The 19,848-nt window shown below is 61.8% G+C and carries 20 protein-coding genes; 14 read left to right on the top strand and 6 right to left on the bottom strand.

From position 1 onward, the window contains the following. Positions 1-68: 68 nt before the first annotated feature. From NW845_RS09320 to NW845_RS09300, 5 genes are all read right to left on the bottom strand, one after another. Positions 69-920, bottom strand: coding sequence for a sulfite exporter TauE/SafE family protein (locus NW845_RS09320; protein ID WP_414378253.1), 852 nt, complete (start codon positions 918-920; stop codon positions 69-71). A 99-nt stretch (positions 921-1,019) separates the two neighbouring features. Further along, positions 1,020-2,081 carry a Gfo/Idh/MocA family oxidoreductase gene (locus tag NW845_RS09315; protein WP_414365815.1) on the bottom strand — a complete coding sequence of 354 codons (1,062 nt, stop codon included), beginning with the start codon at positions 2,079-2,081 and terminating at the stop codon, positions 1,020-1,022. A 109-nt stretch (positions 2,082-2,190) separates the two neighbouring features. Beyond that, entirely contained in the window at positions 2,191-3,816 is a 1,626-nt protein-coding gene (locus NW845_RS09310) for a phospholipid carrier-dependent glycosyltransferase (protein ID WP_414378252.1), read from the bottom strand. Between the two features lie 104 nt (positions 3,817-3,920). Further along, positions 3,921-4,952, bottom strand: a complete 1,032-nt coding sequence (locus tag NW845_RS09305; protein WP_414372567.1) for a carboxypeptidase-like regulatory domain-containing protein — start codon at positions 4,950-4,952, stop codon at positions 3,921-3,923. A 58-nt stretch (positions 4,953-5,010) separates the two neighbouring features. Further along, entirely contained in the window at positions 5,011-6,972 is a 1,962-nt protein-coding gene (locus NW845_RS09300) for a carboxypeptidase regulatory-like domain-containing protein (RefSeq protein WP_414365891.1), read from the bottom strand. Positions 6,973-7,139: 167 nt separating this feature from the next. Between NW845_RS09300 and rpmJ the strand changes: the two genes are divergently transcribed. The 14 genes from rpmJ to NW845_RS09230 all read left to right on the top strand — a co-directional run bounded on the left by rpmJ (position 7,140) and on the right by NW845_RS09230 (position 18,158). Then, positions 7,140-7,256: a 50S ribosomal protein L36 gene (rpmJ, locus tag NW845_RS09295; RefSeq protein WP_414365890.1), complete on the top strand. Its 117-nt coding sequence runs from the start codon at positions 7,140-7,142 to the stop codon at positions 7,254-7,256. 209 nt (positions 7,257-7,465) lie between these two features. Further along, positions 7,466-7,849 carry a 30S ribosomal protein S13 gene (rpsM, locus tag NW845_RS09290; RefSeq protein WP_011430299.1) on the top strand — a complete coding sequence of 128 codons (384 nt, stop codon included), beginning with the start codon at positions 7,466-7,468 and terminating at the stop codon, positions 7,847-7,849. Between the two features lie 83 nt (positions 7,850-7,932). Continuing rightward, positions 7,933-8,319 carry a 30S ribosomal protein S11 gene (rpsK, locus tag NW845_RS09285; RefSeq protein ID WP_011430298.1) on the top strand — a complete coding sequence of 129 codons (387 nt, stop codon included), beginning with the start codon at positions 7,933-7,935 and terminating at the stop codon, positions 8,317-8,319. A 143-nt stretch (positions 8,320-8,462) separates the two neighbouring features. Continuing rightward, positions 8,463-9,464: a DNA-directed RNA polymerase subunit alpha gene (locus tag NW845_RS09280; RefSeq protein WP_414365889.1), complete on the top strand. Its 1,002-nt coding sequence runs from the start codon at positions 8,463-8,465 to the stop codon at positions 9,462-9,464. 91 nt (positions 9,465-9,555) lie between these two features. Beyond that, a complete protein-coding gene (gene rplQ, locus NW845_RS09275; protein WP_414334838.1) occupies positions 9,556-9,906 on the top strand; it encodes a 50S ribosomal protein L17 in 351 nt (116 codons plus the stop codon). A gap of 5 nt (positions 9,907-9,911) precedes the next feature. Further along, positions 9,912-10,775, top strand: coding sequence for a tRNA pseudouridine(38-40) synthase TruA (truA, locus tag NW845_RS09270; RefSeq protein ID WP_414378250.1), 864 nt, complete (start codon positions 9,912-9,914; stop codon positions 10,773-10,775). Between the two features lie 49 nt (positions 10,776-10,824). Then, positions 10,825-11,280 (top strand): 50S ribosomal protein L13, encoded by a 456-nt coding sequence (gene rplM, locus NW845_RS09265; protein ID WP_414365886.1) that lies wholly within the window; start codon positions 10,825-10,827, stop codon positions 11,278-11,280. Continuing rightward, the gene (gene rpsI, locus NW845_RS09260; protein ID WP_414372560.1) at positions 11,277-11,690 is read left to right on the top strand and encodes a 30S ribosomal protein S9; all 414 of its coding nucleotides are present in this window, start codon (positions 11,277-11,279) and stop codon (positions 11,688-11,690) included. The genes rplM and rpsI overlap by 4 nt, the downstream gene beginning before the upstream one ends. A 76-nt stretch (positions 11,691-11,766) precedes the next feature. After that, positions 11,767-11,988, top strand: coding sequence for a 50S ribosomal protein L31 (gene rpmE, locus NW845_RS09255; protein WP_414365884.1), 222 nt, complete (start codon positions 11,767-11,769; stop codon positions 11,986-11,988). Between the two features lie 71 nt (positions 11,989-12,059). Further along, positions 12,060-13,145 (top strand): peptide chain release factor 1, encoded by a 1,086-nt coding sequence (gene prfA, locus NW845_RS09250; RefSeq protein ID WP_414378248.1) that lies wholly within the window; start codon positions 12,060-12,062, stop codon positions 13,143-13,145. 79 nt (positions 13,146-13,224) lie between these two features. Continuing rightward, positions 13,225-15,858, top strand: coding sequence for a bifunctional aconitate hydratase 2/2-methylisocitrate dehydratase (gene acnB / locus NW845_RS09245; protein WP_414378246.1), 2,634 nt, complete (start codon positions 13,225-13,227; stop codon positions 15,856-15,858). A gap of 54 nt (positions 15,859-15,912) precedes the next feature. Then, positions 15,913-16,206, top strand: a complete 294-nt coding sequence (locus NW845_RS09240) for a PepSY domain-containing protein (protein WP_414378244.1) — start codon at positions 15,913-15,915, stop codon at positions 16,204-16,206. A gap of 168 nt (positions 16,207-16,374) precedes the next feature. Beyond that, entirely contained in the window at positions 16,375-16,815 is a 441-nt protein-coding gene (locus NW845_RS09235) for an Hsp20/alpha crystallin family protein (RefSeq protein WP_414372555.1), read from the top strand. Between the two features lie 221 nt (positions 16,816-17,036). Continuing rightward, a complete protein-coding gene (locus tag NW845_RS09230; protein ID WP_414370991.1) occupies positions 17,037-18,158 on the top strand; it encodes an ABC transporter ATP-binding protein in 1,122 nt (373 codons plus the stop codon). Positions 18,159-18,216: 58 nt separating this feature from the next. Here NW845_RS09230 and NW845_RS09225 read toward each other — a convergent pair whose 3' ends face one another. Beyond that, complete coding sequence (locus NW845_RS09225; RefSeq protein WP_414378242.1) at positions 18,217-19,485, bottom strand: class I SAM-dependent methyltransferase; 1,269 nt, start codon at positions 19,483-19,485, stop codon at positions 18,217-18,219. Positions 19,486-19,848: the final 363 nt, after the last annotated feature.

The following is a 19,848-nucleotide window of genomic DNA, read 5'->3' as shown; positions in this document are numbered from 1 at the left end:
CTTCACACGCGCGGCCACCAGCGAGTTTTTCCCCATAGGGGAGTGCTAGGCGTTGAAGGGAGGAGTTGCTACTGGTTGTCCAGGGCTTGGTAGTTCTGCCAGGCTTGCCAAAAAACGTAGAGGGAAAGCCCAGCAAGAAAGGTTCGGAAAAGCAGGCTGACGATCTCATCCGGCAGCTTGGGCAGGGTGCGGGTGCTGATCTGGACGCCGACCAACCCCCCTGTACCCAGGATCAGGCCCGGGAGCCAGAGCACATTCTGGCGGATGGTGCCATCTCCAAAGCCGAGAGCGTTCGCCATCCAGTTGCCCAGGCCCGCATGGCCGAGGGTAGCGGCAGTTGCCGTGAGAACAATTGCCCCCAAACTGGTTTGGATGGCCACCTTGAGGGTTTCCCGCAACAGCAGGATCTGCAGCGGCACCATGATGATGCCACCGCCGATGCCGAAAAGCCCCGCCAACAAGCCAGCAGCGCCACCAGTGAGGGTGCGGGCTAGCCACGGCGGCATCTGACTGCCGGCAGCAACAACTGGCCTCTCCAACGCTTGGGCGTGGGCGACCACGGTTTTGCGCAGCTCCACCAGGTAAATGTTCGACAGCAACAGCACCCCAAAGGCCGCTAGTAGCAGATAGCCGGGCAGGCGACTGGCGAGGATCGCCCCCCCCTGAGCTGTAACCAGAGCCGGGATCCCTAGCAGGATCACCCGTTTGGGATCCAGCATCCCCATGCGCCAGTTTTGGATGCTGCCCGCCAGGGAGGTGAGGAGAATGGAAAAGTTGCTGGTGGCCACCGCCTGCAGCGGCGGGATCCCCAAGCTCACCTGCAGGGGCACCAAGATTGTCCCGCCGCCGATACCCAGAAAGCCGGCTAGGATCCCTGCCGCCAGGCCGCCGATTGCCAAGGCCAACCCCTCTTCTACCACGATTGCTCAACCTTGCCTCTCCACCAAGCCTTTGCCATCCTCGCCCTCCCCACCCATGACCGGCTGCCAGAAGATACCGCCTGGATGCCGGCGGCAAAGCTAAGACAAAAAGCTCCGGCAGGGTTTGGCCTCCCTCCAGGCGCATCCATCTAAGGCAATCCGCTCCACCTCGGAAGCCAACTTCAAGGCCTTCAGGGCCTGCTCCCCGCCCACCGACGGCTGATTGCCCCCCCGCACACAGTTAATAAAGTGCTCCAGCTCGGCGTGGAGCTTGTCAATGGGGTCGATGTGAACCTTCTCGATGAGGCAATCCCGCTGGTAGGATCCCTGGCCGTAGTCGCTGCTGCTGCCGCCTCCCTGGCGGTAGATGGAGATCTCGTTGTGCAGAAAGTCGGCCTCCACGAGGGCATTTTTGCAGTGGACGGCAATTTTGCGCACCTTGCGGTGGGTAACCTTGCTGGCCGTGAGGGTGGCGATGGCGCCGTTGGCAAAGGTGAGGGTGGCAGTGACGTAGTCCAGGTAGCCCAGCTTGGAGGCGCGGTTGCCGCTGGCGGTAATTTGGGTTACTGGGGAAGGGATCAGCTCCAGCAACAGGTCGATGTCGTGGATCATCAGGTCAAACACCACCGACACGTCGCTGGCGCGGTCGGAATAAGGGCTAAGGCGATGGGCCTCAAAGGCCAAGGGTTCCTCGCGCTGCAAAACTTGCCCCAGCCTTTGAAAAACAGGGCTGAAGCGCTCGATGTGCCCCACCTGCAAAATGCAATTGCAATCGGCGGCGCGGTTGACCAGGGATTCTGCCTCGCCAATGCTGGCGGCAATGGGCTTTTCGATCAGCACATGAACCCCCGCCTCTAGGCAGGCGATGCCCACCTCGTGGTGCAAAACCGTCGGCACAGCGATGGCCACTGCCGCTACGTGGGGCAGGAGGTCGCGGTAATCTTCGTAGAAGTGAACGCGGTGGCGGCTGGCCACATCCAAGCCTCGCTCCACATTGATATCGGCTACCCCTACAACCTGCACATCCTTCATCAGGCTGAAGACGCGGGTGTGGTGCTGGCCCATGTTGCCAACCCCAATCACGCCGACGGGGACAGGCTGCCCTGTGTAGGCCGGTGGACGGCGGGGAGAGTTGGCAGGACTCGGGCAGGATCGGGCCATAGGTTTCCACTACCTCCACCACAGGGTTTTCGCAAGCCACACCCCGTTTTCCAGCAACGGAGCGCAGCTTTTTCCCCAAACAAACTGCACAAAGCTTACCATGCCTTCCTCAAATCCAGTTCAGCCCAGGAATCGGCGGCAGGCGCAGGGGTGCTCGCTCACAGGCCTGGGGGCTAAAGCAAAAGAGCGGGGTCGGCGTGGGGCGAAACCACATGCGGGCATAGAACCCACTGGGGCTAAGGGGGAGGCCAAACCAAATCGGGAAAAAGAAGACAAAAGACGCCAAAACCAAAGCTACTGCCGTGATGCTCGCCCTGCGCCAGAAGCGACGGGAGTGCCGCCAGCCCAGCAGCACCAGCCAGGCCAGGGCCAGCGTGCTAAAGGCCAGAGCACTCATGTAGTGGTAGATGAAAACGCAGCGGCTAACGATAAACCAGGGCAGGTAGTTGGCTGCATAGCCAATGAGGATAAAGGCTTCCAGGCCGTGGAAGCGCCGGATCCCGCGCCAGACCAGTACCAAGATGGATCCCGTCCCCAGCCACCACAGCCAGGGATTGCCTAGGCCATGGACGACTCGCCACAGATCGCCCTGGGTGCTGAAGTAGTAGCCCACCGGGCGGCCCATAATCGGCCAAGACCAGGCCCCTGCCGAGGCCAAGGGGGTAGTCAGCCAAGGGCGCAGCGCCGGGAACCAGGCCACCAGGGAGCGCAAGCTGGTGGAGCAATAGGGGTGAACAGGGGTGTTTTCATCCACCACGAGATCGGCATGGAGGTGCCCGCTGTAAACGGATTGGTTGATGAGCACCAGGGATCGAAAGTAGTTCTGGATCCCCGTCCAGCTCCAATCCAGGGTTAGCCCCTGCTGCGGGTTAAGCTGCAGGTGAGGGATCCACTGGATGGCATAGAAGGCCAGGGGGGCGAGGACGAAGCAGAAGACGTAGTGCCACCAGCGCAGGTGGCGGATTGGGATCAAAATGCCCAAGCGGGGGATCCACTGCGGGCGCAGCCAGACCACCCCCCAGACGAGGATCCCCAGCAGGGCAAACATGAAGGCAAACCAGAGGCCATTCCACTTTACCGAAGCCGCCGCCCCCAGCAGGATCCCGGAGCCAGTGAGGTGGAGAGTCCGCTGCCAGCCACGGCGTTCTAGCCCGCTCAGGAGCAAAATCGAGGCCGCCAGGCCAAAGGCCACCAAATACACGTTAATCAGGCCAAAGCGAGACTCCACCAGAAACAGCCCGTCGGTTAGGAGCAGCACCCCGCTCAAGAGGGCAAAGCCGACGTGGTAAGTAAGGCGATAGGCCAAGCCGGTGAGCAAAAGCGGAATTAAGGATCCACACAGGGCGGTGGCCAAGCGAAAGCCCCACTCGTTGCGGCCAAAGAGTTGGATGCTGAGGGCGATGAAGTACTTCCCCAGAGGCGGATGCACGTCGTAGAAGGGTTTGCCGTCGAGGTAATTTTGGGCAAACTCAGGAAAATACACCTCGTCAAACACTGGAGCCGGCAACTCGGCCAGACGCCAGAGGCGTAGCCCTAGGCTTACCAGAAAGATAGCGAGCGCCCCCCCCAGCAGCCAGCGGCGGTCTCCCGCTGGCCCAATTGCCGCCGCAGTAGAAGCAGCCGTCTCTAGCTCTGGAAAATGGCCGGCAGCTACCCCCTCGTGGGCGGAGGCAGCCAGGGGCGGGTTGTCCCTTTCCGGCCTTGTGGGTTGGGGAGGGTGGGGTTCAGAGGTCATGGACGGGAACGGCAGCAAGGATCCTCAGTGCTACTTTAACCTGCCGCCTGCATTAGGCCAGCCCCCAGTTCCCCTAGGTGCAGGGCTAGCCCCGTAGAAAGCGTCTAAGGAGTGGGGCTGGGGGTGGGAATGACCAGCTCCACGGCAGTATCCAGGCGCGAGGGGGGTGGTGGGGCTTCACCTGGGGCCAAATTGAGGTAGGGGGCTAGGGGGTGATTGGCTTTCCAGCGGGATCCGACTTCGGCGGCCATTTGGGTGACTTGGATTTGATAAAGCTGCATTAGCTCGGCAGCGTTAAGATTGCCCCGCTCCACCTGGTCGCGGCTGGCTTCCGCCAGAACCTCCGCCACGAGGTTGCCCTGCTCGTCAAACCGCCACAGCTCCAGGCGGCTGCGGGAGCGCAGACTCACCTCCGTCGGCGAGGCCGGGCGGGTGAGGACATCGACGCGGGCGATAACAATGGCCTCCAGGCCCAGGTAATCGAAAAACTGACTCACCGCTTCTGGCTTGCGGCGATCCCACTCGAACAGCTCGTAGATCGGCCAGCCCACCTGGCGCAAAATTGGCTGCAGGCGGCGGTTGTCCAGAGGTACCACCTTCTCGCTGTTGGGGATCAGGCCCAGACGCACCGCCTCCATAGCTAGGCGCTGGCCCAAAAGCTGGGTATGTTCCAGCCCCCCCACCCCCAAAATGCCGAGGCGACGCCGGGGCTGTGGCCGGATGGGCACCTGCAAAACCACATCCACAGGGGTGGTCAGGCCCCCCTGCAGCAGGATCTCCTGTTGCACGGTTTCGTAGTCGGGGTGCCACACGGTCAACATCCAACGTCCGGCAGGAGCCTGGTCGAGCTCAAACGCCCCCCGCTCGTCCGTTTGGATGGGCTGATGGGGGTTCTCCAAGCCCTCCAACTGCACCTGCGCCCCGGCCACCGGCTGCCCCAGGCTGTTGCTTACCTGCCCCACCAGCCGTGCCTGGGATCCCACCTGGTCTCGATGGGGAAACAGCGGTGTGAAGTGGGGAATGGGGGTGACCGGCGCCTGGGCCAGCGCTCCTGGAGTCAGGGCCAGCCAGCCGCAGAGACCTAGGCTGCCTAAGCTAACCTTGCGCCGCAGCGCAGTGAGGGAGAAAAGAGGCATGGCGACATCTGCTAATCGCAGTGGGTTCTGGAGAGACAAAATCCTGCTGCAGGGATCCTTACCCAGCAAAGGGATTGTTGGCCTGCCATTGTTGGATAAAGACCGGCACCATGTTGCGCACCTGCAGCCGAAACAGGCCCGCCGCCGCATCTTCAAACAGCGGCTCCCCGCCCACATCATCCTGCCCATAGGCCTCGTAGTAGCGAGCCCGATCCCCCGGCCGATCCCGCTGCAGGTCCACCACCACCACTACCCCGCGGCTGCGCAACTGGTTGGGGGTGAAATTGGGGATCTCCACAGGGATTGCCGGCGCTAGGAAGCGCAAGGCCGTATTCAGCAGCGGGCTGCCCTGGCGGTTGTAATCGCGGGAGATTTGCAGGTGGGTCAAGAGGATGTAGCGCAATCCCAGGGCATTGCCGATGGCCTTGAGCTTGTCCAAGTCGGCGGTATAGCGCTCATCCCGATCCAAGAGCGTCAGATCCTGGACGAGAGCCAGAAGCGGCTCAAAGCGGGGATCCGGCCCCAAAGGCCCCTTCAAGAGCAGTACCGGTCGCTGCGGCTGCAACTCCTTCAGGGCCAGGCTGAGGTGGCGGGCCAGCTCATCCGAGTAAACCGGCTCATCCGGCAAAAGGCCGATGCCCTCCGGCTGCCGGGCCGGCTCCCCCGGCGGCAGGCGAATATCTTGGGTGGATACAAAACCGGCCCGCACCTCCACCTGGGTGCTGGTGGGCGGAAACCCCGGCACCTCCACATCCACCAGGTACAGCCCCGCCGGCAACTCCGGCAATACATAGGTGCCGTCGGCGGCGATGCGAACCGTCTGCTGGAGCTGCGTGGCGGTGGCAGCCAGGCGCAAAACCCCGGTCTGGACAGGCTGGCCGGCAATGTCCAGCACCCGCCCCGTCACCACGCCGCGGTTGCCTGCGGAGGCAACTTCCTCCGTCCCCTCCTCGCCAACTTGAGCTTGAAGATCCACATCCACCAGACGCCGCAAAGCCGGGATCCCTGCCGCCACTACCCACAGCTCCCGCTCCCCCAGCCTCACCAAACCCGTTGGCTGCCCCTCCAGCCGCAGCGAGGCGGCCAATCGTCCTGCCTCCAGATCTACGATTTGCAGACGGTCACTGTTGCGGGAGGTTACGTAAGCCCAGCGGCCATCGGGGGAAAGGGCCAGCCGCGTCGGTCGCCAGTCCAGGCCAACCCGCTGCAGAGCCTCGCCGCTGCGGCCCAGATCCAGAACCGTCAGATCTTGGCTGCCGGAGTTGAGCACCACTAGGCGCTGCCGTTGGGCATCCAGAGCCATCGCTTCTGGAGTGTTGCCGCCCCGCCAGCGGGCCAACAGCTCGCCATTGTCGGGGTTGACCACCAGCAGGCTAAGGGGATCCTCCCCGGCTAAGCCGATAAACAGGGATCCCCTCTCCGGGTCATAGGCCAAAGCCAAGGGTGGTCCTGGCAGCGGCAAGTTGCGGGCCTGCGGCTGCTCCGATCCCTCCCCTGGGCCGTTTGGAGCGGGGATCACCGCCAAACTTTGGGCAGCGGGCATAGAGGCGAAAACCCGCCCCCTGGCCGGATCCACGGCCATGTCCAAAACCCCCGCTGGTAGCCCGTAAGCCCGGATCAGCCCCCCGGTTAGCAAATCGAGGGCCACCACCCCAGGAGCATTGGGGCCGGAGGCATAGACCACCTGCCGTGCCGCATCCACCCGCACCACGCTGGGGGCAAAGCCCACCGCCACCTGCCACAAGGGATCCCCGCTCGCCCCATCCAGCAGAGCCACTGCCTGCGCTTCCAAAAGTCCCACTGCCAGCCAGCCCCGCTCCGGCACCGCATCGAGGCGATCGGCAGAGCTGGGTAATGGCAAAAGCCAATCTCCCTCTGGCCTCAGTCCGTTCCCGTCCGCCGAGACACTCCCCACAGAAGCAGAAGAGCCTGTTTCAGGCGAAGGGATCCCTTGCCCCAACACGGGGGATCCCAAGGCCAGCACGCCGCTCATCACCACAACTAGCCATTGCCAGCGCATCGCCTTTTCCGCTCCTCAACCGCGCCTGCTCTCCTTCTTCGCCCAACCAGCATAGCCAACCCCCTCGCCCTTTCCTGGGGGATTCATGTCAGAAAACCCAAACAATTTTTGACAGTCTGCCGCGGCGACCTTAGAATGGATATTCGCTGGTTTCGTCAGGATAAACCATGAAGGTGCGGCCCTCCGTCCGTCGAATCTGCGAAAAGTGCCGAGTCATCCGCCGCCATGGCCGGGTGATGGTGATTTGCCCTTCCAACCCCAAGCACAAGCAGCGGCAGGGGTAGAGGTGCGGATGGAGGGGTGCGGCCAACGGTGGAGAGCCCAGCCAAACGACCCCGCTGCCGCCGCGGAGGGCCTGGCGACCCATCTCTTGGCAAGGAGAGACTCTGGTTTCCTCACCTCAACAGCAATATCTTCCGGGCAAAGCTCCACGCCGCCAGTCTAGGCCTGGGGAGCCAGCTTATCTGAGTTTGTTTGAAAGGTACTACCAACCATGGCACGGATTGCGGGAGTTGACATCCCACGCGACAAGCGAGTCGAGATCGCCCTTACCTACATTTACGGCATTGGGCTGACCCGCTCCCGCCAAATTTTGGCGAAGACCGGCATCAACCCCGATACCCGCACCCGCGACCTTACCGACGCCGAGGTGGCCGCCTTGAGGGCAGTGGTAGAAGGCGAGTACCAGGTGGAGGGAGATCTGCGCCGGCAGGAGGCGATGAACATTAAGCGGCTGATCGACATCGGCACCTATCGGGGCCGCCGCCATCGTCTGAACCTGCCTGTGCGCGGCCAGCGCACCCGCACCAACGCCCGCACCCGCAAGGGGGTCAGGAAGACGGTGGCCGGCAAGAAGAAAGCTCCCGCCAAGAAGTAGTGGCTGGGTCGGCGGGCAGAGTTTCCCACCCTCTCCAAACGGCAAAACGGGATGCAAACAGTTGTTTAAAGGACACACAGGTCATGGCTCGGCAGCAACGGCGCGGACGCAAGGTCAAGAAGAATGTCCCCAACGGGGTGGCCTACATTCAGTCCACCTTCAACAACACCATCGTCACCATTACGGATCCCAATGGCGACGTGGTGTCTTGGGCCTCCGCAGGTTCCACGGGGTTCAAGGGCGCCAAGAAAGGCACCCCCTTTGCGGCCCAAATGGCAGCAGAGAGCGCAGCACGTCAGGCCATGGAGAACGGCATGCGCCAGATTGAAGTGATGGTGAGTGGCCCTGGCGCCGGTCGGGAGACGGCAATTCGCGCTCTGCAGGCTACCGGTCTAGAAATCACCCTGATTCGAGATATCACTCCCATTCCCCACAACGGCTGCCGCCCCCCCAAGCGGCGGCGCGTCTAAAGGGATCCCCAGGGCAGGCCGAGCGCTGGCGGCTGTCTGCTCCAGGTCGGCGACAGGCTTGCCCCACTGCAGGATGTGAGGCATGACCTCTAGTCTTCCAAGTTCTCCAAACGGATATTGAGCCAGACGGACGGGGCTACTCTATGATACAAACCAGCCGAACCCTCCACAATCTGGGCAGCAAAGCCACTTCCAGTGCTGCTTCCTACCAGACCGAGTGCGTCGAATCCCATCAGGAAGCCAATGGCGTTCACTACGGCAAATTTGCCCTGGGGCCACTGGAGCGCGGTCAAGGGATCACGGTGGGCAACGCCTTGCGGCGGGTGTTGCTCTCCAACCTAGAAGGAACGGCAGTAACCGCTGTCCGCATCGCTGGCGTCAGCCACGAGTTTTCCACAGTGCCCGGGGTGCGGGAAGACGTGATGGAGATCCTGCTCAACATGAAGGAGCTGGTGCTACGCTCCAACGCTTCTGACACGCAGGTGGGCCGTTTGGTGGCGCAAGGGCCGGGGGAGGTGACCGCCGAGAAGCTGCAACTGCCCAGCGAAGTGGAAGTGATCAACCCCCGCCACCACATTGCCACCTTGGCGGAAGGGGCGATCCTGGAAATGGAGTTCATGATTGGCCGCGGACGCGGCTACCGCGCCGTCGACTACTCCGATAGAAAATCGATGGCCATTGATTTTCTCCAGATCGACTCCGTCTTCATGCCGGTGCGCAAGGTGAACTATACGGTGGAAGCAGCCCGGGTCGGCCAATCCCTGGAAAAAGATCGTCTAATATTGGAAATCTGGACCAACGGCAGCCTCACCCCCCAGGAGGCCCTCAGCCAGGCGGCCCGCATTTTGGTGGGCCTGTTCTCGCCGCTGCAGGAGGTCAGCTTTGACACCCCGCCAGAGCCCCGGCAAGCGGAGGACAATCAGAAGAACCAGATCCCCATCGAGGAGCTGCAGCTATCGGTACGCGCCTACAACTGCCTGAAGCGCGCTCAAATCAATACGGTGGCCGATCTGTTGGTCTACACCGAGGAGGATCTGCTGGAGATCAAAAACTTCGGCCAGAAATCTGCTGAAGAGGTGATCCAGGCCCTCAAGAATCGCTTTGGCCTAACGCTGCCCCGCGCCCGCGAAAAGGGCAAGGCCTAGAGACCCAAACAACCCTCCAAGGTGCTTCGCGCCGCTGGCGTCACCGCAAAACTCAGTCAGGATCCCCGAAGAGCCTAGGATAGAGGTTACCATGCGTCACCGCCGTCGTACCCCCCACCTCAACAAGCCTGCCGACCAGCGCAAAGCCCTGCTGCGGGCGCTGACCACAGCTCTGCTGCGGGAAGGGCGGATCACCACCACCAAAGCCCGCGCCAAGGCCATTCGCGCCACCACCGAGAAAATGATCACCCTGGCCAAAGAGGGATCTTTGGCGGCGCGGCGGCAGGCCCTGGCCTACGTCTACGACAAGGAGCTGGTGCGCTCTCTGTTTGAGCAAGCGCCGGAGCGCTACCGCGATCGGGCCGGTGGCTACACCCGCATCCTGCGCACCGTGCGTCGGCGGGGCGACGGGGCAGAAATGGCGGTCATCGAGTTGGTGTAGGCCCCATGCAGAGCCGTCGCATTGCCCTGAAAATTCAGTACCTTGGCAGCGGCTTTCGCGGCTGGCAGCGGCAAGCGGGCCACCGCACCGTACAAGGGGTACTGGAGGAGGCGATTGCGTCGCGGGCCGGGCACCCGGTGACCCTCTACGGGGCAGGACGCACCGACACCGGGGTTCATGCTGCTGGCCAGGTGGCCCACTTCGACACCACCTCTGGCATCCCACCCACAGAGTGGGCACGGGTGCTCAACGACTGTCTGCCGGAAGATGTGGTGGTGCTGGCCTCGGCGCCGGTGTCTGACGTTTGGCATGCCCGCTTCTCGGCAAGATGGCGCCGCTACCGTTACCTCATCCTCAATCGAGAGCTGCCGGATGTGTTCTGGCGGCCCTTTAGCTGGCAGGTGCGCTGGCCGTTGCAGGTGGAGCCGATGGCGGAGGCCCTCAACTCTCTGCTGGGTGAGCACAACCTGGAAGCCTTCCGCCGGCGGGGATCCGACCGGCCCCACTCGCGGGTGCAGGTGCAGGAGGTGCTCTGTCAGCGGCTGGGGGATCTGGTGAGCATTGAGGTGCAGGCCAGCGGCTTTCTCTACCGGATGATGCGGCTGCTGGTGGGATCCCTGGAGGTGGTGGGCCGCGGCGAGCTTAGCCCGCAACAATTTGTCCACCTGTGGCAACACAACGACTGGAGCCGGATGCGCACCCGCTACAGCGCCCCTCCGCAAGGGCTGTGCCTGGTGGATGTGGGCTATGCTGTGGATCCCTTTGGCTGCCGCTTCGCTCACTCGCCGCCCTTCTGGGCTTTGCCCATGAAGGGGTTGCCCAAAACCCCCGATTGGTCAGCGGCTTTGTGGGTTTCCTCCCTGGCCTAGGCGTTCTCTTGTCCATTTCATCCTGCGGTTGATGTCATCCTTGGCTGCCATGAACACAACTCCCGTTCCCGCCCCCGAAACTCTAACCCCTCGCTGGTATCTGGTGGACGCTGCCAACCAGCGCCTGGGTCGCTTGGCCGTGGTTGTGGCCAACCTCCTGCGGGGCAAGCACAAGCCCAACTTCACCCCTCACCTGGATACGGGGGACTACGTGATCGTGATCAATGCTGAGAAAGTGGTGGTCACCGGCAAAAAGCGCACCCAAAAGCTCTACCGCCGCCACTCTGGCCGTCCTGGGGGCATGAAAGTCGAGACCTTTGCCCAACTGCAAGCTCGCCTGCCGGAGCGAGTCGTGGAGAAAGCAGTCAAGGGGATGTTGCCCCACACCCGCCTGGGCCGGCGGCAATTTACCAAGCTAAAGGTATACGCCGGGCCCCACCACCCCCATGAGGCCCAGCAACCTCAGGTTTACCCCATCCACACGATTCCAGGAGCCAAAGTATGACTCAAGTAGCCAGTAGCCAACGAGCCGTCTATTGGGGAACCGGACGCCGCAAAACTGCTGTTGCCCGCGTGCGCCTGGTGCCCGGCACCGGCAAACTGATCATCAACGACAGGCCCGGCGACCAATACCTGCAATACCAGGAGGCGCTGCTGGCCAGTGTAAAAGCACCGTTGGAGATCCTCGGCCTAGAGAACTCCTACGACATCTTGGTGCGGGCCCATGGCGGCGGCGTTCACGGCCAGGCCGATGCCATCAAGTTGGGGGTGGCACGCGCCCTCTGCGAGGTGGATCCAGCCAACCGGGGTCCCCTCAAGACAGAGGGCTACCTAAAACGGGATCCGCGCGCCGTGGAACGGAAGAAATACGGCCTGCGCAAAGCCCGCAAGGCTCCCCAGTACTCGAAGCGCTAGGGATCCCTGCCATTGCTTTTTCAAGGTCGATGTTGGTAGACAAGGGTATAAGAGCAGGCCAGAGGAGGAGATTGCCATGCCCAAAAAAGGAATCCACCCGCAGTGGTATCCCGAAGCCAAAGTCATCTGCAACGGCGAAGTGGTGATGACGGTGGGATCCACCAAGCCAGAGCTCAAGGTCGATGTTTGGTCGGGCAACCATCCCTTTTTCACCGGTAGCCAGAAGATCATCGACAGCGAAGGGCGCGTGGAGAAGTTTATGCGCAAGTACGGCATGGGTGGCAAGAAAGCTAAGTAGCCGAGCCTCAATTCAAGTTTCTTGGTCTGCCTTGCTGGGCATTGCTGTGAGTCTTCGCTGACACTGGATCTATGGCCTCTGCTCAACTCATCGAGCAGCTTAAAAACGTTGAAGCCACCTTTCAGGAGCTGACGGTACGTCTGGCCGATCCCGATGTGGCGACGGATCCTGCTGAGCTGCAGCGGATCGCCAAGGCCCGCTCCTCTCTAGAAGCCACCGTCCAGACCTTTCATGAGTGGCAAAAGCTTACTCGCGAGCTGAAGCAGACGGAAGAGCTCCTGCGGGAGGTGGCTTCTGACGACCCGGAGCTGGAGGCAATGGCCAGGGCAGAACTGGAGCAACTGCGCGCCCGCCAAGAACAACTGGAGGAAAAGCTGACCCTGCTGCTGCTGCCCCGGGATCCCAACGACGAAAAAAACATCATGTTGGAAATCCGCGCCGGCACTGGCGGCGAGGAGGCGGCGCTGTGGGCAGCAGATTTGGCCCGCATGTACACCCGCTACGCCGAGAAGATGGGTTGGTCGGTGCGCCTGGCCAGCCTCTCGGAAGGAGAGATGGGAGGCTACAAAGAGGCCATCCTGGAAATCCGCGGCGACCAGGTCTATAGCAAGCTAAAGTTTGAGGCCGGCGTGCACCGGGTGCAGCGGGTGCCCGTGACAGAGGCGCAGGGGCGCGTCCACACCTCGACGGCCACGGTGGCGGTGATGCCGGAGGTGGACGAGGTGGAGGTGGTGATCGACCCCAAAGACATCGAGATCAAGACGGCGCGCTCCGGTGGGGCGGGCGGCCAAAACGTGAACAAGGTGGAAACGGCGGTGGATCTCCTCCACAAGCCCACCGGCATCCGCGTCTTCTGCACCGAGGAGCGATCCCAGTTGCAAAACCGCCAGCGGGCGATGCAGATTTTGCGGGCCAAGCTCTACGAGATAAAGCTGCAGGAGCAACAGGCCTCCATCAGCTCCGCCCGTCGCATGCAGGTGGGAACGGGATCCCGCTCGGAAAAAATTCGCACCTACAACTACAAGGACAACCGCGTCACCGACCACCGCCTCAACCAGAATTTCCTGCTCGAGCCGATTTTGGAAGGGGAGCTGGACGAGTTAATCCAAGCTTGTATTGGCCTATACCAAAAAGAGCTGCTGGCGGAGCTATCCTAAGCGCTGCTGGGATCCCTTCCTGCTGCCGACCTGGCGGTAGAATAAATACCCATGTCGAGTGACCCGAGGAATCCTCCCCATGCTGGCCGAGTACCGCCAACATGTTGCTGCCCGCGCGGCCCAAGGGATCCCGCCGTTGCCCTTGAACGCCGCCCAGACCAGCCAGGTGTGCGAGCTGCTCAAGGATCCCCCGCCTGGGGAAGAGGCCTTTTTGTTGCATCTCTTAACGGAGCGCGTCCCGCCGGGGGTGGACGAGGCGGCCTATGTGAAAGCCGGCTTTTTGGCCGCGGTGGCCAAGGAGGAGGTGCGCTCGCCCCTGATCACCCCCCTGCGAGCAGTGGAGCTGCTGGGCACGATGTTGGGGGGCTACAACGTCCAGGTGTTGCTGGAGCTGCTGCAGGATAAGCGGCAGGAGATTGCAGCCGCGGCGGCCCGCGCCCTCAGCCACACGCTGCTGATCTTCGATGCCTTCCACGACGTGCTGGAGCTGAGCCAGGCCGGCAACGTCTATGCCCGGCAGGTGCTCCACTCTTGGGCTGAAGGGGAGTGGTTCACAAGCAAGCCGCCCCTGGCCGAGGCCATCACGGTGACGGTGTTCAAAATTGCTGGCGAGATCAACACCGACGACCTCTCCCCCGCCGCCCATGCCACTACCCGTCCGGATATCCCTCTGCACGCCCAGAGCATGTTGGAATCGCGGGCGCCGGGAACGATAGCCGCCATTGCCGAGCTGAAGCGCCGCGGCCATCCGGTGGCCTTTGTGGGGGATGTGGTGGGCACCGGCTCTTCCCGCAAGTCCGCCCTCAACTCCCTGCTCTGGCACATTGGCCATGATATTCCCTACGTGCCCAACAAGCGGGCCGGCGGCGTCATCCTGGGGGGCACGATCGCGCCCATTTTCTTCAACACCGCCGAAGATGCTGGCGCCCTGCCCATCCAGTGCGATGTCTCCCGGCTGGAGACGGGCATGGTGGTAACAATCTACCCCTATGAGCGCGTGATCCGCTCCCAGAGCGGCGAGATCCTCGCCACCTTTTCCCTACGTCCCGAGACCCTGCCGGACGAAGTGCGGGCCGGGGGTCGCATCCCCCTTTTGATCGGCCGGGCCCTCACCGACAAGGCCCGCCAGGCCCTGGGGCTGGATCCCTCGCCTCTGTTTATCCGCCCCACCCCGCCTGCTGACAGCGGCAAAGGCTATACCCTGGCCCAGAAAATCGTCGGCAAGGCCTGTGGGCTGCCAGGAGTGCGCCCCGGCACCAGTTGCGAGCCCCTGATCACCACGGTGGGATCCCAGGACACCACCGGGCCCATGACCCGCGACGAGCTGAAGGAGCTGGCCTGCCTGGGGTTTAGTGCCGACCTGGTGCTGCAGAGCTTCTGCCACACCGCCGCCTACCCCAAGCCGGTGGACATCCAGATCCACAAAGAGCTGCCCGACTTCTTTGCCTCGCGGGGGGGCGTTGTCCTGCGGCCCGGCGACGGCATCATCCACTCCTGGCTCAACCGCATGCTGCTGCCGGATACCGTCGGCACCGGGGGCGACTCCCACACCCGCTTTCCTTTGGGCATCTCCTTCCCGGCGGGATCGGGGTTGGTGGCCTTTGCCGCCGCCATGGGGGTGATGCCCCTCAATATGCCGGAGTCAGTGCTGGTGCGCTTCCGGGGGGAATTGCAGCCCGGGATCACCCTGCGGGACATCGTCCACGCCATCCCCTACGTGGCCATCCAGCGGGGGCTGCTCACCGTCGAGAAGCAGGGCAAGAAAAACGTCTTTGCCGGGCGAATTATGGAGATCGAGGGCCTGCCCCATCTCAAGGTGGAGCAAGCCTTCGAGTTGACCGACGCCTCAGCAGAGCGGAACTGCGCCGCCTGCACCATTAAGCTCAGCGTCGAGACGGTTGCCGAGTACCTGCGCTCCAACGTGGTGCTGTTGAAAAACATGATTGCCCGCGGCTATCAGGATGCGAGAACCCTGCTGCGGCGCATCGCCAAGATGGAGGCCTGGCTGGCCAACCCCACCCTGATGGAGGCGGATCCCGACGCCGAATACGCTGCCGTGATCGAGATTGACCTCAGCACCATCACCGAGCCCATTGTCTGTGCCCCCAACGATCCCGACAAGGTGATGACCCTGAGCGAAGTCCACGCCCAGCACGCGGCGGGCAACCCCGACACACCCATCCAAATTGACGAGGTGTTTATTGGCTCCTGCATGACCAACATTGGCCACTACCGGGCTGCCGCCAAGATTTTGGAAGGGCAAGGTCGGGCCAAGGTACGCCAATTTTGGATCTGCCCACCCACCCGCATGGACGAGGCGCAACTGCGCGCTGAAGGGGTGTACGGCACCTTTGCCGCTGCCGGGGCGAGGACGGAAATGCCGGGCTGCAGCTTGTGCATGGGCAACCAGGCCCGCGTAGCGGACGGGGCCACTGTCATGTCCACCTCCACCCGCAACTTTGACAACCGCATGGGCAAAGGTGCGCGGGTCTATCTGGGATCCGCCGAGCTGGCGGCTGTCTGTGCCCTCCTGGGGCGGATCCCTACCCCTGAGGAATACCGGGAGATCGTGGCCACCAAGATCCAGCCCTTTGCCGGCGAGCTGTACCGCTACCTCAACTTCCACGAGATCCCCGGCTTTGAGGACGAAGGGCGGATCATCCCCCGCGAGCAAATGCCCAAGCTGGAGGAAGTCCTCGGGATCCGTTCCTAAAGGGGCCACCCTGATACCATGGCAGCATGGTTTGCTAGCCTTGGAGAAATCCTGATGGCCCTGCCCCGAAAACTCACCCGCCAGATCCACCGCGCCCTCGCTCCCCTCCTGGCCCTGCCCCTGGTAGTGACGGTGGTAACGGGATCCCTCTACCAAATTGCCCGCCTCAACGGCAACTTGGACTACTACTGGCTAATCCAAATCCACAAAGGGCAGTGGGGGCCGCTGGATCTGCAGGCCATCTACCCCTTCTTAAACGGCTTGGGGCTGTTGGTGATGGTGGCTACCGGTCTAAGTCTGTGGTTGCAGACAAGATCCCATCACCTCTCCAAGCGCAGCGATTCCTGAGAGCTTTCTCCTGATTCTTGGGTGAGAAAATACCCCAACCGATTTCCAGAAAACTCGACCTCTGGAGCCAGCCAGAAAGCTTATTTTAATGTACAGAGGCTAGGCTAAAGCCTTGTGAGTAAAGCTTAAAGAGAAGTTAACCAAAATCTGATTAGGAGGTGGATAGATATGGCTCTGGTTCGCTGGGATCCCTTCCGGGAAATTGACGAAATTCAACGGGAAATGAACCGGATGTTCGACCGGCTGATGGCTCGCCCCGCCGAGACTGATGCCTTTGCCTTTGTGCCGGCGGTGGAAATGCACGACGATCCGGAAACCATTACCCTCAAGCTGGAGCTGCCCGGCCTGAACCCCAACGATCTGGACATCCAAGCGACGGCGGAAGCGGTCTCCATCAGCGGTGAGCGGCGCTTTGAAAAACGCTCCGAAGACAAAGGTGTAACCCGCACCGAGTTCCGCTACGGGCGCTTCCAACGGGTGATCCCGCTGCCCAACCGGATCAAGCACGATCAGGTGAAAGCGGAGTACAAAGATGGCATCCTCACCCTGACTCTGCCCAAAGCGGACTCTGAAAAAGCCCAAGTGGTCAAGGTGAACGTTGTCTCCTGATGGGATGAGGCAAACGCCACTTTCGGCTTAAGCAAAATCCAGATCCTAGAGGGTAGGCCATGAGCCTACCTTTTTTGCTTTTTGGCTGGTCGATCCTCAACTCCCCTCTCCCTCAGGGAGAGGGGCTGGGGGTGAGGGAATACTCCCTCCCAGGGATCCGATTTGACCTCTGCCGCGGGGGTTGGATAAGGTTGAGGGCGAAGTGGCTGGGGAGCGAGAGCATGGCCAGCGTGACCTACGAACACGTTACCAAGCGCTACGGCGACACCACGGCCGTCCACGACCTAAACATCGCCATTGAAGACGGGGAATTTCTCGTCTTCGTTGGCCCCTCCGGCTGCGGCAAGACCACCTCCCTGCGCCTGCTGGCCGGCCTGGAAGAGGTGAGCGCCGGCTCCATCTACATCGGCGACCGCCGCGTGAACGACGTTCCCCCCAAGGATCGGGACATCGCCATGGTCTTCCAGTCCTATGCCCTCTACCCCCACATGACTGTGGCCGAGAACATGGCCTTTGGCCTTAAGCTGCGTGGCCTGCCTAGGGCGGAGATCGAAAGCCGGGTTCGGGGGGTGGCCAAGCGGCTGGGGATCGAACACCTCCTCCACCGCAAGCCCAGGGAACTTTCCGGTGGACAGCGGCAGCGGGTTGCCGTCGGGCGGGCCATTGTGCGCAACCCAGCGGTGTTTTTGATGGATGAGCCCCTCTCCAACCTCGACGCCAAGCTACGGGTGCAGGCGCGAGCCGAGATCAGCAAGTTACACATGCAACTGGGCACCACCTTCATCTACGTCACTCACGACCAGGTGGAAGCCATGACCATGGGCAACCGCATTGCCGTCATGAAGGATGGCCGCCTGCAACAGGTGGACACTCCCCAGGCCCTCTACAACCGCCCCGCCAACCTGTTTGTGGCCGGCTTCATCGGCAGCCCCTCCATGAACTTCTTCTCAGCCAAGCTGCGGGAGCAAGAGGGCACCCTCTGGGTGGATAGCGGCGCCTTCCGCGTGCCCATCCCCTCCCACCAGGCGGATCCCTATCGGCCCCGCGCTGGCCAGCCGGTCATCTTCGGCATCCGCCCGGAAAACATCCACGATCCCCAGTACCAACCCCCAGGGATCCAACCCGCCCGCGTGCGCGCCAGAGTTGCCGTTGTCGAGCCCCTGGGCTCTGAAGTCCTCCTCCACCTCAGCGCCGCCGACCCCGAAGGGATCCTCCCCGAGCAGGAGTTTGTGGCCCGCGTGGATCCCCGTACCCAGCTTCGCGTTAACCAATGGGCAGAAGTGGTCTTTGACATGGATCGCTTCCACCTCTTTGACCCGCAAACCGAGGAGCGGCTGGAATAACGCTAAAAAGCCCCCGGAAAGCTAGGGGGCTTGGAAAAGCTGCTAACTGCAGTCGCCCTTACCGTAGCGGCGAGTTTAGGAGAATCACCAGGCGCTCTTCCAAAAACTTCAGGTTGGCCAACACTTGGCTAAACGCTTCTTCCTGCGTCCAGTCCATAATCTCCATGGTTTTGTGAACCAGCGATTGCACCGGCACCGGCAAGGGGCCGAAGACATCCACCAGCCAGCGCACCGAGAAAGGATCGATGGTAATGTTCCCCTCAGCGCCCGGCCAGCCGTTGATGTTGACAGGCCCGTTGTCGCGAATGGCGTTGAGGAACGCCTGCTTGGCATCCAACCTCACCAAAAGCGGGTGGGCTTGTACAGTGCCATTCCACCATTCGTCGTTCGTAAACGGCTCAGGCTTGGGAATGCCGGGGTGCCCACACCAAAAGTCGATTAGGCGGGTCATGTTGGGGAAAACCAGCTCGATGAAGTGAAGCTTTTGCTCCTCGCTTAACTTGTTGATTTGCCGCATCGTGTAGGGCACCGGCTTGGTCAAAACCCTCTCCACCTTCCACTGCTGCCAGTTCACCATGCTAATAAACTCAAGGCCGGCCTGCCTTAACATCTCAAACACCTGCGGCACCGTAAAGCCCTTGTCGCTGCGCAGCAGGAAATTGGCCAGAATTCCCCCTGTGGTTTTGATGGCATCGCCGTTCCAGTGGCTCTTCACAAAACTGGCGTCGGTGAGAGCTTCCATCACCTCCCGCAGCAGCGGTACAGCTTTGGCCGCTGGCTCATCCATCACCCCCAGCAGCTCCATCGCATCCTGCATGTTGAAGATAAACTGCCGCTGATAAAGGCTGTGCACATTGGTGCGAATGATCCCATCAGGCTTGAGCACCTGCCGCATGCCTTTCAAACCGGCCACCGGGTCGTCCAGCAGGTAGAGAACGTCGTTGCAGGCGATAAAATCAAACTCCTCCCCCAGCGCCGTCATGTCGGTAATGTCCATAACATGAAAGCTGGCGTTCTCGATCTTGTGGAACTTGAAGCGCTGCTTCGCCAGCTTGATGGATTCAGGCGAAATATCTACTCCCACATAGCGAGCGCCAGGGTTGGCGGTTGCCAAAACCAAAGTTTCCCAGCCGGAGCCACAGCCGGCATTGAGCATCACCTTGCCTTCCGGCAGTACCACCTTGCGATCCCGCAGATACCTGGCTGTTGTGAGGCTGTTGGCAAACAAGGCCAGGTTGTCGGTAACCGTCTGCTCAATCGGCACATTTGGGTAGGGAAACTCGTCAAACTGCGCCTGGACGGGGTTGGACACAACTTTCTCTGCCATGGCGGCCTTCCTGTTTTTAGGTATCCCAAACTCTTAGCACGCACCCTATCGTACTGCACAGCCAGCAACCTATTGGCCTCTCCGGCGTTCCTCTGGCCTTGAAGCTAGGTAACCTTTGCTGGTAGCTTTATTTATGGTACTGCCTTAGTATTGGCTTGCCGTCCTCATTGAGGCAAGAACTTATTCTGTCAAGGGGTTTTTTTCTATGGGCTCACGCAGGCGCCTGCTGCTGTTGGCGGTAACTTTTCTCTTCGGGATCCTGGCAGCCTGCGGCCTAGCCGCGGGGCCTGGCTTGATCAGCCGGCCAGAGACGCCCTCCTCCACCCCTGCTGCCTACTACGACGGCATGCCCCATTCGGTGAC

This window comes from Synechococcus sp. H60.2 (genome assembly GCF_047462315.1).
Classification (GTDB): Bacteria; Cyanobacteriota; Cyanobacteriia; order Thermostichales; family Thermostichaceae; genus Thermostichus.
Note: the sequence above shows the minus strand (reverse complement) of the source record. Positions and strands in the feature narration are given on the sequence as shown.